Annotated in this window: 12 protein-coding genes; 8 read left to right on the forward strand and 4 right to left on the reverse strand. The window is 69.9% G+C overall.

Annotation, left to right across the window (positions count from 1 at the left end):
* On the forward strand, positions 1 to 590 hold a 590-nt coding region (locus tag IEY81_RS21715; RefSeq protein ID WP_189120584.1), incomplete at its 5' end, for an HNH endonuclease signature motif containing protein.
* A gap of 641 nt (positions 591 to 1231) precedes the next feature.
* Here the strand turns inward: IEY81_RS21715 and IEY81_RS21720 are convergent.
* The 4 genes from IEY81_RS21720 to fgd all read right to left on the reverse strand — a co-directional run bounded on the left by IEY81_RS21720 (position 1232) and on the right by fgd (position 4799).
* Positions 1232 to 1831 carry a TetR/AcrR family transcriptional regulator gene (locus tag IEY81_RS21720; protein ID WP_189120585.1) on the reverse strand — a complete coding sequence of 200 codons (600 nt, stop codon included), beginning with the start codon at positions 1829 to 1831 and terminating at the stop codon, positions 1232 to 1234.
* Between the two features lie 29 nt (positions 1832 to 1860).
* Positions 1861 to 2739, reverse strand: coding sequence for a glycerophosphodiester phosphodiesterase family protein (locus IEY81_RS21725; protein ID WP_189120586.1), 879 nt, complete (start codon positions 2737 to 2739; stop codon positions 1861 to 1863).
* Positions 2740 to 2832: 93 nt separating this feature from the next.
* Positions 2833 to 3558, reverse strand: a complete 726-nt coding sequence (locus tag IEY81_RS21730) for an acyltransferase (RefSeq protein ID WP_189120587.1) — start codon at positions 3556 to 3558, stop codon at positions 2833 to 2835.
* Between the two features lie 236 nt (positions 3559 to 3794).
* A complete protein-coding gene (gene fgd, locus IEY81_RS21735) occupies positions 3795 to 4799 on the reverse strand; it encodes a glucose-6-phosphate dehydrogenase (coenzyme-F420) (RefSeq protein WP_189120588.1) in 1005 nt (334 codons plus the stop codon).
* A gap of 59 nt (positions 4800 to 4858) precedes the next feature.
* On the opposite strand from fgd, the gene IEY81_RS21740 reads away from it, so the two are divergent.
* From IEY81_RS21740 to IEY81_RS21770, 7 genes are all read left to right on the forward strand, one after another.
* A complete protein-coding gene (locus tag IEY81_RS21740) occupies positions 4859 to 5899 on the forward strand; it encodes an LLM class F420-dependent oxidoreductase (protein WP_189120589.1) in 1041 nt (346 codons plus the stop codon).
* Positions 5900 to 5989: 90 nt separating this feature from the next.
* Positions 5990 to 8410, forward strand: coding sequence for an MMPL family transporter (locus IEY81_RS21745; RefSeq protein WP_189120590.1), 2421 nt, complete (start codon positions 5990 to 5992; stop codon positions 8408 to 8410).
* A gap of 340 nt (positions 8411 to 8750) precedes the next feature.
* Positions 8751 to 9917 (forward strand): flagellar basal body-associated FliL family protein, encoded by a 1167-nt coding sequence (locus tag IEY81_RS21750; RefSeq protein ID WP_189120591.1) that lies wholly within the window; start codon positions 8751 to 8753, stop codon positions 9915 to 9917.
* A 114-nt stretch (positions 9918 to 10031) separates the two neighbouring features.
* The gene (locus IEY81_RS21755; protein ID WP_189120592.1) at positions 10032 to 12323 is read left to right on the forward strand and encodes a serine/threonine protein kinase; all 2292 of its coding nucleotides are present in this window, start codon (positions 10032 to 10034) and stop codon (positions 12321 to 12323) included.
* A gap of 82 nt (positions 12324 to 12405) precedes the next feature.
* A complete protein-coding gene (locus IEY81_RS21760; RefSeq protein ID WP_189120593.1) occupies positions 12406 to 15003 on the forward strand; it encodes a bifunctional FO biosynthesis protein CofGH in 2598 nt (865 codons plus the stop codon).
* A 4-nt stretch (positions 15004 to 15007) separates the two neighbouring features.
* Positions 15008 to 15544: a DUF1697 domain-containing protein gene (locus IEY81_RS21765; RefSeq protein ID WP_189120594.1), complete on the forward strand. Its 537-nt coding sequence runs from the start codon at positions 15008 to 15010 to the stop codon at positions 15542 to 15544.
* Positions 15545 to 15646: 102 nt separating this feature from the next.
* Entirely contained in the window at positions 15647 to 16864 is a 1218-nt protein-coding gene (locus tag IEY81_RS21770) for a hypothetical protein (RefSeq protein WP_189120595.1), read from the forward strand.
* Positions 16865 to 16869: the final 5 nt, after the last annotated feature.

The following is a 16869-nucleotide window of genomic DNA, read 5'->3' on the forward strand; positions in this document are numbered from 1 at the left end:
GGTTGCGGACGATGCTGGACTCCCTGGCTCAGCCGCGGAAGTGGTCCGCAGAAGAGAAGGGCCGCAAAGCCCCCTATGACCGACTGCTGGGTCAGGCCTTCGCGCGGGTCATCGAGACCTACGACGTCGACCAGCTGCCGCGTCATGGTGGCCACGCCACCACAGTCTTCGTGACCATGAGCCTCGACGAGCTCCGCAAGGACCTCGCCACCGCCTCCCTCGGCTTCGACGGCGACAAGATCACCGCCGCCGAAGCCCGCCGGATGGCCTGCAACGCCGACCTGGTCCCGGTCGTGTTGGGCACGGACTCGGAGATTCTCGACCTCGGTCGCACCGCCCGGCTGGCGCACCCGATCCAACACCGCGCACTACGGCTGAGAGACAAGTGCTGTCAGGCAGAGGATTGCGACGCACCAGCCGCTTGGACCGAAGCGCATCACCTGAATCCGTGGGGCGAAGGCGGCAAGACAGACCTCGCGAACATGGTCTTGCTGTGTCCGAGTGATCATCACCGGATCCACGATCCGAAGTACACCTATGACCGGCTGCCGGACGGCCAGATCCGGTTCACCCGGCGCGCTGACAGCTGACCCGCGCGCGGCAACGCCGTGCCGCGACCCATCAGTGGTCGAGCTTGTCGGGACCCCGCTTCGAGCAACGCCGGCGGCCGGTCTTGTGCGGGTCACCGGGCTGATCTTTCGCAGAGGATGGTCTCGACAAGCTCGACCACCGGGACGCCACCGGGACGCTGGGTCTCGACAGGCTCGACCACCGGGGCCGGGCGTGTCCTCGAAGGCGGGGGCGACAAGCTCGACCTCCGGTGTTTGGACCTCGACGCCATCGATGGGAAGGGGCTGTGTTGGTCTCGACACGCCTCCGCTCAGGGGCTCCAGCGGCTCGACCAGCGGGAGCGAGGGGTCCCCGCGCCTCTCAATCGCTGGCACTTCTGAAGTCTTATCTCGCCCGCGCCACACCCCTCGCCGCCGCCCCGATATAGGCGGAATCTCTTCTCGATCGGGTGCCGGGTCAAGGACCGCAAAGCGGCCGGCGAAGCCGGCGCCCGAAGGGCGTCCTTGACGCGGCGCGCGATCGAGAAACACTCAGAGATCGGGTCGGCGGCGAACCTGGGAACGAAAACACAGCCGCTTGGCGATGTCCGCACGCACAGTGGTCTCGACAAGCTCGACCACCGGGGGCTCAGGCCTCGACAAGCTCGACCGCCGGGGCCAGATCAAGCCCAGCGCCCCAGCAGCTCAGCTTCGTGCGGGGGTGGGCCGGGGAGGCGGCGGGTGGCGGAGTCGGCGCGGAGGCCGTCGCAGACGAGGGTGAGGTAGCGGCGGCGGAGGGCGGCGCTGCGTACGTCGTCTCCTACGTCGATGCGGCCTAGCTGCTCGAGGAGGACGGTGATGTCGGCGCGGGTGACTTCGGGGCGGAGGGCGCCGCTGCCTCGGGCGGCGCGGAGGAGGCGGTTGGTGGTGTTGACGGCGAGCTTGTCCAGGTCCGACAACCGCTGGTCGAAGGTGACCTCGCCGCGGAGGGCGACGGTGAGGCGCGGGAGGCCCTCGTCGAGCACGTGACGGAGGAAGTCCGTGAAGGCGTGCCAGGGGTCGTCGGTGTCGCTCAGTGCGGCCTCGGCGAAGGCTACGTAGCGGCGGTAGTTGTCAGCGGCGACGGCCTGGAGCAGGGTCTGCTTGTTCGCGTAGCGGCGGTAGAGGCCGGCCACGCCCATCCCGGCCTCCTCGGCGATCGCGGCCATGGTCGCGCGGGCATCCCTGAGCAGCACCGTGCGAGCAGCGATCAGGACCGCACGGTCCATATTCTGGGGCGGCATGCCCGAACCATAGTGGGCATGACGGGCCCTCAGGCGGCGTACGTCCGGGTGATCTCGGCCAGTGCGGCGATCGGACGGTCCGGGTAGTCGGCGAAGACCCCGTCGACGCCTGCCTCGAAGAGGCGGTTCGCCTGGTCACGGCCTGCCTTGAGGGTCCACACGAAGACCTGCAGGCCGTGCCGATGGGCCTCGTCTGCGAGTCCGGTCGGCGGCTGGCCCTTCTTGCGAACCATCGACTTCTTGGGGCCGATGGCCTGAGCGTACGTCGCGATCTCCGCGCAGTCGACCGCACCCCAGCGCTTGTCGACGAGCTGCACCAGCGGCAGATCGGTGCGGCTGCTCATCTCCCGCACCCACGCGGCGTCGAAGCTCTGCAGCCACAGTCGCTGCGTCGGCAGCCCGGGCAGCGCACTCCAACCGTCGACGCCGTGGTCGGCGAGCGTCTTCAGGAGGACGTCGGTGACGGGCAGGCCGATGGAGGCGAAGTGGGTCGGGTGCTTGACCTCGACGTGCAGCCCGACTCGTCGGCCGCGGCGCCGCGACTCCTCGGCGACGAGCAGGAGCAGCGTGTCGAGGGTGATGATCGGGTGGTCGGTGGTCGGCGCCCCGAGGCCGGCCAGCTCAGCCAGGGTGAAGTCCTCGGTGAACCAGCCGGTCCAGCGCTTGCCGCCGATGACCTTCGTGGTACGCCGCCCCGCGAACTCCGCGCGCGAGGCCACGTCCGTGGTGCGGCTGAGCTCGTTCTCGTGTCTGAGCACGAGCGCGCCGTCGCGGGTCATCACGACATCGGTCTCGAGCGCGTCGACGCCGAGGCGGAGCGCCAGTCGGTAGGAGTCGAGGGAGTGCTCCGGCAGATAGCCGGGTGCTCCGCGATGGCCGATGACGAGTGGGCGGTGAGCCGGTGCCATGACGCCAGCGTGCGTTCCGCCGGCGACGCCCCAGCAGGCGCGACATGAACGGGACGTGACGACCAGCGGACCGTTCGGTTCACCCGGCGAGCGTCAGGGAGTGTCCTCGCCGGACCAGGCGACGTTCTCGCGGATCAGCCTGGCCGGGACGCCGGCCACGGCCGTACGCGGCTCGACCTTCTGGTTGCGGACCATGCTGCGCATCCCGACCACAGCCCCGTCGCCGATCTCGACGTGACCGGTGACGATGGCGTCACGGCCGAGCCAGACGTGCTCGCCGAAGCGGATCGTCGCGCCGTACGGATTGATCCGCTGCCCCGTCTCGGCGTCCTCGAGCCGGTGCATGTCGTCGGTGGCGACGTAGACGTTCGCGGCCCAGAGCTGGTCGGGGGCGGTGACGATCGAGCCGCCGTTGCGGGCGTCGATCTGTGCGCGGGAGGTGGCGACGAGGCCGCCGGAGAGGATCACCGCGGAGTCGCCGCCGCAGTAGACCTCGCCCCAGACCATGCTCGTGTCGGGGCCGATGAAGATCGTCGGCCGGTCGCCACCGACCAGCAGCGCCTGCATCGAGGTGATGTCGGTCGCGATCACGATCAGCGCGTCCGAGAACGGGTAGAAGCCGAGCAGGTCGATCAGCCGCTCGTCGAGCGGGAAGCCGTCGCGCAGGTAGAGCGCGTTGCCGCCCTCGTGCCACCACTCCGGCAGCGGGCCGGTGATCTCGCGCAGCTCGAGCCCGGTGAGCACCTCCGGCGCGAGCCCGGCGGCGATGAGCCGCTCCCGATGAACGTCGGTGAGCGGCTCACCCCTGGTCCAAGACATGCCGGGAACCTTAACCCGATCAGCCCGGAAACATCCCGCTGGTCACGTTGAGCCAGGTGCCGGTGATCGTGTGTACGTCCTGGCCGCTCATCCGGCCGAGAAAAATCTAGAAGCCACGCAAAAAGGTGCAACGCCACGCATCCGCACGGCGTACCCCGTATGTGGGGCGGTCCTCCCAGGGCCCCGGTCACCGACTCCCGGACCGGGGCCCTGGTCATGTCCGGACCGCGTGCGCCTCAGCCGAGAGCGCGGAGCTTCGGCAGGATCTCCTCGCCGTAGAGCTTGAGGAACTTCGCCTGGTCCGGCCCGGGCGCGTGGAAGACGAGGTGGGTGAAGCCCATGTCGAGGTATTCCTTGATCCGGGCGACGTGCTCGTCGGGGTCGGTGGAGACGATGAAGCGCTTCGCGGTGGCCTCGGTCGGCAGCGCGTCGGCGAGGCGCTGCATCTCCACCGGGTCCTCGACGGAGTGCTTCTGCTCGGGGCTGAGACCGAGGGCGCCCCAGAAGCGGGTGGCCTCCATCGCCTGCTCGAGATCGTGGTCGAAGGAGACCTTGACCTCGATCATCATGTCGACGTCCTCCGGCTTGCGGTCGGAGAGCTCGATGCCGTTGCGCACCGCGGGGAGCAGGGTGTCGGTGTAGAGCTCGGCGCCCTTGCCGGAGGTGGTGATGTAGCCGTCACCGGCGCGGCCGGCGTACTTCGTGGCCGCCGGGCCGGAGCCCGCCAGGTAGATCGGGACGGGGGTGGAGGGCTTGTCGTAGATGGTCGCCCGGTCGAGCTGGTAGTAGTCGCCCTCGAAGGTGACCCGGTCCTCCGACCAGAGCTTCTTGATCACTCGCACCGCCTCGCGGAACCGCGCGAAGCGCACCTTGCCCTCGGGCCACTCGACACCCAGCGGGGCCTCGTTCATGGCCTCGCCGGTGCCCATGCCGAGCACGACGCGCTCGGGGAAGAGCGAGCCGAGGGTCGCGAAGGACTGGGCGACGATGGCCGGGTGATAGCGGAAGGTCGGGGTGAGCACCGAGGTGCCCATCACGATCCGCTCCGTGCGCGCGCCGAGCGCGCCCAGCCAGGTCATCGCGAACGGCGCATGCCCGCCGTCGTGCCGCCAGGGCTGGAGATGGTCGGAGATGAAGACCGAGTCGAAACCCTGCTCCTCCGCCATCACGCCGTAGTTCAGCAGCTCCGTCGGTGCGAACTGCTCGTTGGACGCCTTGTATCCGAACCTGATCTCCGTCACATGGCCAACCTACCGGCCGGGGTGGTCTCGACAAGCTCGACCGCCGTACTCTCCTCGGCATGAAGCTTGCGATGCCTTTGACCTACTTCGGCAACCCCCGCGAGACCGCAGACCAGGTGGTCGGCCTGGAGAAGGCGGGCCTCGACCAGCTCTGGGTCGCCGAGCCGTACGGCTTCGACGCGGTCTCCCTGCTCGGCTACCTGGCCGCGAAGACCGAGACGGTCGAGCTCGGTGCCGGCATTCTCAACATCTACAGCCGTACGCCGGGCGCGCTGCTCCAGACCGCGGCCGGTCTCGACAACGTCTCCGGCGGCCGCGCGATCCTCGGCCTCGGCGCGAGCGGACCGCAGGTCATCGAGGGCTTCCACGGGGTGGCGTACGACAAGCCGATGACCCGCACCCGCGAGATCATCGGCCTGCTCCGCTCCGGCCTGCGCGGCGAGAAGCTGCAGAGCGACGGTCTCTACAAGCTCCCGCTCCCGGCCGACCAGGGCACCGGCCTCGGCAAGCCGCTCAAGCTGCTCAACAAGCCCGAGCGTGCCGACACCCCGATCTGGGTGGCCGCGCTGGGCGACAAGAACGTCGCGATGACCGCCGAGGTCGCCGACGGCTGGCTGCCGTTCCAGTTCCTGCCCGACAAGGCCCGCGACGTCTGGGGCGAGGCCATCGACAAGGGCCTGGCCAAGCGCTCCGCAGACCTGAAGCCGCTGGAGATCTCCGCCGGCGGCCTGCTCGCGATCACCGACGACGCCGAGGAGATCAAGCGCCACCGCGACTCGATGCGCGGCCTGATCGCGCTCTACGTCGGCGGCATGGGCGCTCGCGGCAAGAACTTCTACAACGACATGGCCGTGAAGTACGGCTTCGGCGACGCGGCCAAGAAGATCCAGGACCTCTACCTCGACGGTCACAAGCGGGACGCCGAGGCCGAGGTGCCCGAGGCGTGGCTCGAGGCCGGTAACCTGGTCGGCCCGGAGTCGTTCGTCAAGGAGCGGATCGCGGCGTTCCAGGAGGCCGGCGTGACCAGCCTCCAGGTCACCCCCGCCTTCGGCACGGACGGTCTCGCTGCCATCGGCCGGGTCAAGGAGTGGCTGAGCTGACAGCCTCTGGCTGTGAACTCGCGCACACCCACAGCAGGCCCGTACCTCCCGCTTCGCCGCTGCCCCCATGGGCATTGGTTGCATTGACGCATGGCTGAGCGGATCTTGGGCGGGCTCTCGGGCGGGATCGTGGGCGTCATCACCGGACCCGTCACCAAATGGGTCGTGCTCGGCTTCTGGCTGGTGATGCTGGTCCTGATGGGCCCGCTCACCGGCAAGCTGGGCGATGTCGAGTCCCACGACAACTCCGACTGGCTCCCGGCCAACGCGGAGTCGACCAAGGCGATCGACGAGCTCGCCAAGGTGCAGGACCCCGACGACCTGACCACGACGATCGTCTACCACCGCGAGGGCGGGCTGACGAAGTCCGACTACACCTCGATCGTGCTGCAGATCCCCGAGATCGCGGCGCTCGACGGGGTGACGAGCCAGCAGGCGGGTTCTCGGCAAGCTCGATCACCGGGTGAGTCGACGGTCATGCCGTCGATCGCCTACCCGACCGGCGAGAAGAAGGGCCAGAAGCAGGGTCTGGTCTCCGCGGACGGTGAGGTCGCCACCGTCTCGCTGGTCGTCAACTACGCCGACGACGACGCGACCGCTCTGCTCGACCTGCGCGACGACCTCGTCGAGATGACGAAGATCGAAGGCGTCGACGTCTACATCGGCGGCTCGGGCGGCTCCACCGCCGACCAGATGGAGGCGGGCGCCGGGATCAGTGGTGCCCTGCTCTACGCCGCCGCGGGCGTGGTGATCGTGATCCTGCTGATCACCTACCGCAGCCCGGTGCTGTGGTTCCTCCCGCTCGTCTCGGTGCTGGTCGCGCTCGTCGTCTCGATGGGCGTCGTCTACCTCTGCGCGAAGTACGCCGGGCTCACCCTCAACCAGATGAACCGGGCCATCCTCGACGTGCTCGTCTTCGGCGCCGGCACCGACTACGCGCTGCTGCTCATCGCCAGATACCGCGAGGAGCTCGCCCGCCACGAGGATCGGCACCGGGCCATGGCGGTGGCGCTGCGCGGGTCCGCGCCCGCGATCATCGCCTCGGCCGGCACCGTGACGGTCGGGATGCTCGGCCTGATGGTCGCCACCATGGGCTCGACCGCCAGCCTCGGCCCCGTCTGCGCGATCGGCATCGTCGCCGGCCTGATCGTGATGCTCACCCTGCTCCCGGCACTGCTGGTGATCACCGGCCGCTGGGTGTTCTGGCCGGTCAAGCCCACGTACGGCGCGACGACTGCGAAGACGGGCCGCGTCTGGACGCGGCTCGGCGAGTGGATCCGGGTGCGGCCGCGGAAGGTCTGGATCGGCACCGCCGCAGCGCTGCTCGCCTGCTGTGCTGGTCTCTCGATGCTCAACATCACCACGTTGGACAGCTCGGAGACCTACACCAAGGACTTCCCCTCGCTGGTCGGCGACCGGGTGCTCGAGGAGCACGATCTCGGGGACCCCTCCAGCCCGATCCAGGTCGTCTCCGCACCCGGCACCGAGAAGGAGGTCGTCGCGGCGCTCACGGCGGCCGGTTACGAGGGCGTGACCCCGGTGACCGACGGCAGCCACGAGATCGCGCTGACCGCGGTGCCGCTCTCCACCGACCCGATGTCGAAGGCGTCGTTCGACGCCGTCGAGGACGTACGCAGCGTCGTCCACGACGTCGACGGCGCCGACGCGCTGGCGACCGGCACGGCCGCCATCCAGCTCGACATGGCCTCGGCGACCGACCGGGACACCAAGGTCGTGATGCCGCTGGTGCTGGGTCTGGTGCTGATCATCTTGATGATCCTGCTCCGCTCGGTGCTCTCCCCGGTCCTGCTGATGGCCACGGTCGTGCTCAGCTTCGGCGCGGCCCTGGGCCTCTCCGCGGTCATCTTCGACGCGATGGGCTTCGCCGGGCAGGGACGTGAGTTCCCGCTGTTCGTCTTCGTCTTCCTGGTCGCGCTCGGCATCGACTACAACATCTTCCTGATGCACCGGGTCCGCGAGGAGGTCGTCGAGCACGGCGACACCCGGCGCGCCTCGCTCGTCGCGCTCTCCGCGACCGGCGGCGTCATCACCAGCGCCGGCATCGTCCTCGCCGCGACCTTCGCGGTGCTCACCACGCTGCCGCACGTGAGCTTCATCGAGATCGGTCTGGCGATCGCGCTGGGCGTGCTGCTCGACACCCTCGTCGTCCGCTCGATCCTCGTCACCGCCATCAACCTCGACCTCGGCGACGTCATCTGGTGGCCCAGCAGGCTCGCGCGCGGACAGGCGGATGCCGCCGTCCCGGCCGCGCCGTCCTTCGGGCCGGTGCGGCCGAGCCGTCCGGTCCGTCCGGTCCAGGAGCAGCTCCGGCAGCCGCCGCCGATGCGCGGCCCGCGGCCGCCGCGCGACCTCCGGGCCACCCCTCCGCAGCAGTGGCGTCCGCAGCAGTCGCCGCCGCAGCAGTGGCGCCCGCAGGGTCCCCGACCGCATGACGTACCGCCTCAGGACGTGCCCGAGATCCGCCGCCCTCGCCGTCCTGAGGGGTTCTGAATGCGCTTTTCGCCAACTGTCTTTACGATGTGCCTACGACTCGGGTCGCTCGGCTCGGTCGCTCCACTTCACTGAATGCAGGACGTGCGACATGGGGTCAGAGGACCAGGACAAGACGAGACCCGGGACGCCGCGGCCGACGCCGCCTCCGGCGCCTGAGCCGGCGAATCCCGTCGACCCCGACGCGACCCGGATCCCGAACGCCGGTCCGACCCCTCCGCCCCCGCCCCCGCCTCCGCCTCCGTTCAGCCCGCCGCCGAGCGCGCCCCCGACCATGCCTCCCCCGAGCGGGCCCCCGTCGACACCGCCGCCTCCGCCGCCTCCCACGACGGCGATGCCGGTGGCGCCGCCCAGCGGCTACGGTCCTCCTGCGGGGCAGCCGCCGGTGGCGTACGGATCGGGTTATCTGCCCTCTCACCACCAGCCGAAGAAGAGCAACAAGGGCCTGCTGATCGGCCTGGGCGCCGCCGGTGCCGTGGTGCTCGTCGCGCTGCTCGGCACCGGTGCCTGGGCGTTCTTCACCGGACGTCTGGGCTTCGGTCCGCTGAGCGCGGAGGACGAGAAGGCAGTGACCGCGATCGCCGCGGAGGCGCCGAAGCCGACCTGGGCCTCGGATCGCAACGCGACCTGTGCCGCCGAGAAGCTGGTCAGGGACGAGCGCAGCGACGCGCTTCGCGAGGCCGGGCTGATCAAGGTCTCCGGCGACTCCGTGACCTACACCGGCTCGTGGAAGGGACCGCAGGCGACCGCGTACTCCCAGGGTCTGCTCTCCTGCGCCGACGACTGGAGCAAGGCCATCGGCTCGGAGTGGGCGCTGAGCGACACCGGCTGCCTCGGTGACATCGACGAGAAGGCGATGGCCGGCCTGATCACCAGCCAGAACATGGAGGTCGAGGACGCCGGCGTCGACAAGCAGGCCGACAAGGCGGTCTCGGCGCTCGACGAGTGCTACGCGAGCGACGAGCTGAGCGCACCGACCGCCACCGCCACCCCGGCGGTCCTCGGCGTCGACTTCGCGGTGAAGGCGCCCACCGTCGAGGGCAGCGAGGTGACCCTGAAGGCGAAGGCCGACGACTCCTCGGAGTGGACCCCCGTCACCAACGGCAAGGTCAACATCCCCGTCCGCGAGGGTGGCCAGCAGGGATGCGCGACCTTCGAGGCGTCGATCAGCTACCCCTGGGGCACCACGAAGACCAGCGAGGACAAGGCCTGCGGCAAGGCCAAGGACCGCAGGCTGTGGTGGACCAAGGACAAGAAGTGTGCTCAGCCTAAGTACGCACCGTGCAACTCGTGGACGCTCCACTACGAGGGCTACAAGCTCTTCGACCGGGTCACGATCAAGCTGAAGCTCAACGGTGGCAACTGCCGTTCGGCGTCCGGGTCGTGCAAGGACACCGCCTTCGTCACCAAGCCGAGCGGCACCTGGACCAACTGGACGGCCCCGAAGGGCTGGAAGGACCGGTTCACGGCCGAGGTGGACGGGCTGAAAGCCGTGCTTCCGAACTAGCGTTCAACAATTGGTCCGCCGGGCGGCGTTGCCGCACGCCGATCGTCGGCGGGACGCTAGGGTTTCGGCAGAGGTCTGGAATCGGGTTAAAAAATCAGGGCGAGGTTCTAAGAGATGGTTGCGTTCCCCCAGGAAGGCGAACAGTTCGGTCGCTATGTGGTCGAGCGGGTCCTGGGTCAGGGTGGCATGGGTGTCGTCTACCAGGCGAAGGACCCGGCGCTGCGCAGAAAGGTCGCCCTGAAGCTGGTGCTGCCCTCGCTCACCGTCGACAAGGACTTCATCACCCGCTTCGAGCGGGAGGCCAACATCCTGGCCAAGCTCCGCTCGCGCAACATCGTCCAGATCATCGAGTACGGCGAGGTCGAGGGCACCGTCTACCTGGTCACCGAGTACGTACCCGACGGTGACCTTCACGGCTGGCTGAAGACCAAGGGCCCGCTGGAGACCGTGCCGGCCCTGCGCCTGGTCGGCGACGTCAGCGACGCGCTCTTCGACGCCCACCGCGCCGGGGTCGTGCACCGCGACGTCAAGCCCTCCAACGTCCTGCTGTGGGAGCGCCAGGAGGGCGAGCTCGTCCCCTACCTCACCGACTTCGGCATCGCGACCGAGGGCGACTCCAACGTCACCCGCGCGGGCTCCGTGGTCGGCTCGCTGCCCTACATGTCGCCCGAGCGTCACATGGGCGAGCAGGCGACCGCAGCGGGTGACATCTACGCCGCGGGCTGTCTGCTGTGGGCCTGCCTGACCGGCAAGGCGCCCTACGCCGGCACCGACTTCGAGCTGATGAGCGCTCACATCAACAACCCGGTGCCGCGGCTGCCCGCCTCGACGCCGGGCGCCGACCTGATCAACCCGATCATCCAGAAGGCGCTCGCGAAGAAGCCGGAGAACCGCTACCGCACCGCGTCCGAGCTGGCCAAGGCCCTCGACAAGGCGGCCGACCGGCTCGAGGAGGCCGGCCTCGGCGGCGGCGTCATCGGCAACGTCGCCGGCGCAGGCGCTGCCGACCTCGGCTCGCGCCCCGGCGCCAGCTACGACACGACCGCGAACAGCTCCGGGGGCACCTCCGGCGGCGGCACCCCGGTGCCCGAGGCCGAGGCCCAGCCGACGGTCGTCAAGCGTCCGGGCGAGGGCACCCCGACGCCCGCGCCTCCGGCGCCGGTCGCCAACGAGACCGACTCGACCGTCGTCCACAGCGGCAAGAACCTTCCTCCGGTCGCTGCAGCCGCTGCCGCGGCCGGAGCCGGCCCGGGCGGCACGGGCACCGACCAGCCCGAGTGGCTGCCCTCCCACCACTCCAGCGCCGGGCAGGGCGACGGCGGCGACAAGAAGAAGCTCTACGCCATCGTCGGCGGCGGCATCGCCGCCGTCCTGCTCGTCGGGGTCGGCATCTTCACCCAGGGCTTCGGCATCTTCGGCCTCCACGGCGACGACGCCAAGGCCGCGGAGGCGATCGCCAGCGGCGTACCCAAGCCGGGCTGGGCCACCGAGGACCAGATGACCTGTGCGTCGGAGACGCTCGTGGAGAAGGTCCCGGCCGCCGAGCTGCGCTCCCACGGCGTCGTGGACGCCGGCGACGAGTGGAGCTACACCGGAAGCTGGCCCGCCGACGACGCGATGAAGTTCACCCAGGGTCTGCTCGACTGCACCGAGTCCTGGTCGACCGAGATCGGCGACCACTGGAAGGTCGGCGACACCCGCTGCATGGAGAAGGAGGTCGACAAGACCTCCATGGCCGGCCTCCTGGCCGTATCGGTCCTCCTCAAGGACGACGACCCGGGCGCGGCCGGTCCGGCCAAGGACAAGGCCGTCGAGGCGCTCGACGGGTGCTACGTCAAGGCGGACGCGCTCGGAGCCAAGGTGACCCCGAAGCCCGCCTACATGCAGGTCGACTTCGACGTCCAGGACCCCAGCGCTCCCGGCGGTGAGTCGAAGATCGAGGTCGCCAAGAAGGGCAGCGGCAGCTTCGAGGCGCTCAAGGGCTCCAGCTACGAGCTCCCCGTCACCGAGGGCGGCGTCGAGGGCTGCGTGTCGGTCAAGACCACCGTCGACTTCGCCTGGGGCACCCAGAAGGCCACTGCCACCGAGGCGTGCGGCAAGGCCGAGCCGAAGAAGCTCACCTGGGACAAGCTCGACAAGTGCACCGACAAGGACTACACGAAGCTCAAGATCGCCTGCAACACCTGGCAGCTCAACTTCGAGGGCTTCCAGCCCGGCAAGAAGTTCATGGTGAAGCTCACCCTCAACGGCGGCAAGTGCTCGCCCGCGAAGAACGCCAAGTGCGACTGGCCCGGCACCCCGGGCGGTGACGGTCGCGGCGCGATCGTGCAGTGGTCGGGCCCGCAGGACTGGAAGGACCGGTTCGTCGCCAAGACCGCCGGCGCCAGCGCCCAGATCGAGAACTAGCCAGATCGAGAACTAGCCGGGTCGGCGACCAGCCATCGACAACCCGTTCGACAACTGGGCGACGCCTACTAGGCTGCTGGTGATGAGCGAGCAGCCGACACCTCAGCAGATCCGCCGGGCGCTGGCCCGGGCCGAACGCGGCGCGACCCTCGACGTGGCGGAGGCTTCGGCTCTCCTCGCGGCCGGTGGTGACGACCTGAGACGGCTGACCGCCGCCGCGGCGAAGGTGCGCGACGCCGGGCTGGTCGCGGCGGGGAGACCGGAGACGGTGACCTACTCGCCGAAGGTCTTCATCCCGGTCACCAGGCTGTGCCGGGACCGGTGCCACTACTGCACGTTCGTGGAGACGCCCGGCCAGGCGGCGCGCGAGGGTCGCGAGCCCTTCCTGAGCCCCGACGAGATCCTCGAGATCGCCGCCGAGGGCGCGAAGCTGGGCTGCCTGGAGGCCCTGTTCACCCTCGGCGACCGCCCCGAGGACCGCTGGCCCGAGGCGCAGGAGTGGCTGGAGAGCCGCGGCTACGAGTCGACCCTCGACTACGTGCGTGCGATGGCGATCCGGGTGCTCGAGGAGACCGGCCTGCTCCCCCACCTCAACCCCGGGGTGATGTCCTGGGAGGAGATGAACCGGCTCAAGCCGGTCTCGCCCTCGATGGGGATGATGCTGGAGACCACCAGCCGCCGCCTCTTCGAGACCAAGGGCGAGGCCCACTACGGTTCCCCCGACAAGGACCCGGCGGTGCGGTTGCGGGTGCTCGAGGACGCCGGCCGGCTCTCGATCCCGTTCACCTCCGGCCTCTTGGTCGGCATCGGCGAGACGCTCACCGAGCGCGCGGAGACGATCTTCGCGCTGCGCAAGGTGCACAAGGCGTACGCCGGGATGCAGGAGGTGATCGTGCAGAACTTCCGCGCGAAGCCCTCGACCGCGATGCGCCATGTCGACGACCTCGGGCTGGACGAGTACCTCGCGGCGATCGCCGTCACGCGCATCGTCCTCGGGCCGAAAGCCCGGGTGCAGGCGCCGCCCAACCTGGTCGACCTCGACGAGTGTCGGGCGCTGCTGGCCGCCGGCATCGACGACTGGGGCGGCGTCTCGCCGCTCACCCCCGACCACGTCAACCCCGAGCGCCCCTGGCCCTCGCTCGACTCGCTGCGCGAGGTGACCGCCGAGGCCGGCTTCACGCTGCGGCCACGGCTGACCGTCCACCCGGAGTACGTCAGCGGCACCCTGCGCGACGGCCAGTCCTGGATCGACCCGCGGGTGATCGGGCATGTCGAGGCGCTCGCCGACGCCGACGGGCTCGCCCGCGAGGGCATCCGGCCCGAGGGTCGTCCGTGGCAGGAGCCCGACGGCGGCTTCACCGCCGCCGGCCGCACCGACCTGCACACCGCCGTCGACACCGAGGGCCGCACCAACGACCGCCGCGACGACTTCGAGACGGTCTACGGCGACTGGGACGCGGTCCGCGAGGCGGCGAAGGCCACCAGCCAACCGCTGGTCGAGCCCGGCGAGCGCCAGCGAGCCGGTGTCGAGACCAGCGGGGGCGGCGCGGGCAGCTCGACCACCGGAGGCGCGACCAGCGAAGGCATGGCGGCGCTGCGCGCGGCCGAGAGTGACCCCGGCAACCTCTCCGACGAGCACGCGCTGACCCTGATGACCGCGGAGGGCGACCTGCTGCGCCAGGTCACGAAGCTCGCCGACGACCTCCGCAAGGAGGTCAACGGCGACGAGGTGACCTACGTCGTCAACCGCAACATCAACTTCACCAACGTCTGCTACGTCGGCTGCCGCTTCTGCGCCTTCGCGCAGCGCCGCACCGACGCCGATGCGTACTCCCTCGATCTCGACCAGGTCGCCGACCGTGCCGAGGAGGCGTGGAACCTGGGCGCCACCGAGGTCTGCATGCAGGGCGGGATCGACCCCGAGCTTCCCTCGACTGCCTACTTCGACCTGGTCCAGGCCGTGAAGCAGCGGGTGCCGGAGATGCACGTGCACGCGTTCAGCCCGATGGAGATCGTCAACGGCACCGCCCGCACCGGCCTCTCCATCGAGGACTTCCTGATCAAGGTGCGCGAGGCCGGCCTCGGCAGCCTGCCCGGCACCGCCGCGGAGATCCTCGACGACGAGGTCCGCTGGGTGCTGACCAAGGGCAAGCTGCCCGCGAAGACCTGGATCGAGATCGTCTCGACGGCCCACCGCGTCGGCATCCCGACGACGTCGACGATGATGTACGGCCACGTCGACAACCCGCGCCACTGGGTCGGCCACCTCCGGGTGCTGGCCGGCATCCAGGACAAGGCCCGCGAGCACGGCAACGCGGGGTTCACCGAGTTCGTCCCGCTCCCCTTCGTGCACACCAGCGCGCCGATCTACCTGGCCGGCGCCGCCCGCCCCGGCCCGACGATGCGCGACAACCTCGCCGTGCACGCGATGGCTCGGATCATGCTCCACGGCCGCATCGACAGCATCCAGACCAGCTGGGTCAAGCTCGGCGTCGACGGCACCCGGGCGATGCTCCAGGCCGGTGCCAACGACCTCGGCGGCACCCTGATGGAGGAGACGATCTCCCGGATGGCCGGCTCCGAGCACGGGTCGGCCAAGACCGTCGCCGAGCTCGAGGAGATCGGTGCGGGAATCGGACGGGCGGTACGCGAGCGGACGACGTTGTACGAAGGCCGATGACCCGATGCATGCGGTCTTCTACCGAAACCTCAACCTCGGTCATGCCGGGTCACCGACGCGCGAACAGCTCGAGGGTTCGCTCGCGCGGGCCGGTGCTCTGCGCGTGAGGTCGTTCCAGACGAACGGAACGGTGCTGCTCGAGGCCGACGACCCCGAGAGAGTCGTGGCTGCGGCAGCCCCCGAGCTGGCCTCTGCTGCGGCGTACGACGACGCAGCCTTCCTGAGGCCGCTGGCGGATCTGGAAGCGCTGATGGCACTGGGGGTGTTCGAGAGGCACCTGTCTCCCCACACCTACCGCGAGACCGTGACGTTCTTCCGAGGCGGCAAGGAGCCGAGCTGGTCGACTCCCTGGACCAACGCCAAGGACGACGTCGACGTGCTGCAGATCCAGGACGGGATCGCTCTGAGTCTGATCCGCAAACCACGCAACACCGCGGGGAGCCCCACCTTCGAGCTGGAGCGAGCCACCGGTGGCGTGGCGACGACGCGGACCCACGGCTCCATCGAACGGCTGCTGAAGGCGGCGGCGACCTGGACGTAGTCCCCTCTCGCAGTCTCCAGATCCACCTCGAGGGAGTGGCAGGGGGTATCCGAAACGACTACCCTCTACGATCCTCGCTGAACTGTCTCGAGGAAGAGTGAGATGTCCGACCCCACCGGCAGTACCGCTCAGCAACGACCGAAACCCACCGAGCTCGCCAACGCGGCGGCCGAGGAGGCGCGTCGGCGTCGGCTCGGGCTGCCGCCGTTGCCGCGTCGGCGGCGCGACCGAGGTCGTCCGATCCGGCTGGCATTCCGCTGGCTCGTGATCGTCGGCGTGCTGGTGGGGATGGCATTTCTCGGCACCTCCGCGTGGGCCTACTTCACCGGTGAGATCGGTCCGCTGCGCGGTGACGAGAAGGCGGTGGCGCGCACGCTCACCTTCACCGGCGACACCCCCTCGTGGGCCGACCCGGAGCAGATCCGCTGCGCGGCAGAGGCCGTGGTCAAGGAGAAGGGCAGCGCCGGGCTGGTCCAGGCCGGCGTGGTCGCCCGGGCCGGCCGCGGTTTCAGCTACACCGGCGAGTGGCCCTCGGCGCTCGGCGCGCAGTGGTACGACGCCCTGCTCGGCTGCGCGGACGGCGGCTCGAGGAGCTGGAGCAGGCAGGTCGCCTCCGCGTGGACGCTGCACGACCCGCGCTGCCTCCGCGAGCTGGGCCGCCCGGCGATCGCCGGCGTGCTCGCGGTCACCGACCTGAAGCTCACCGACGAGGAGCTCGCGGCCAAGAACGTCGCCGCGATCACCGGTCTGGACAGCTGCTACGCCCGCACCCCGGAGGCGCCGACCGGCACCGCGACCGCCGGCTACCGCGAGGTCACGCTGAAGGTCTCCGCCCCTGCGGTCGCCTCCGGCATCGCCTCCATCGACGACGGCGCCGCCCAGCCGACCACAGAGGAGGACCCCGACCTCACCTACACGCTGCCGGTCGCCAAGGGCGGCACCGAGGCCTGCGTGCAGGCGACCACCAAGGTGACGTACGCCTGGGGCACCGTCCGCACCGGCGAGCCGACCGCGGTCTGCGGCAAGGCCTCCGCACCGACCCTGGAGTGGCACCCGGTCAAGCGCTCCTGCCCGAAGGACACCCCGAAGTGCACCTACATGTCGGCGTACGTCGAGGGGCTCGCCGACAAGCAGAAGCTGACGATCACCTACCGTCCGACGGGTGACTTCAAGTGCGCCGGCAAGAAGAAGACCTGCACGGTGAAGATCGAGGCCGACGCCAACGGCAAGGCGCGTACGCCCGGTCTCATGGTCACCGGCAAGAAGGGCAAGATCGTGGCCAGCGCGGGTGCACTGAAGGCCACCTACCCGGCCTCGTAGGCTGG

Source organism: Nocardioides luteus, from assembly GCF_014648595.1.
Taxonomy (GTDB): Bacteria; Actinomycetota; Actinomycetes; order Propionibacteriales; family Nocardioidaceae; genus Nocardioides; species Nocardioides luteus.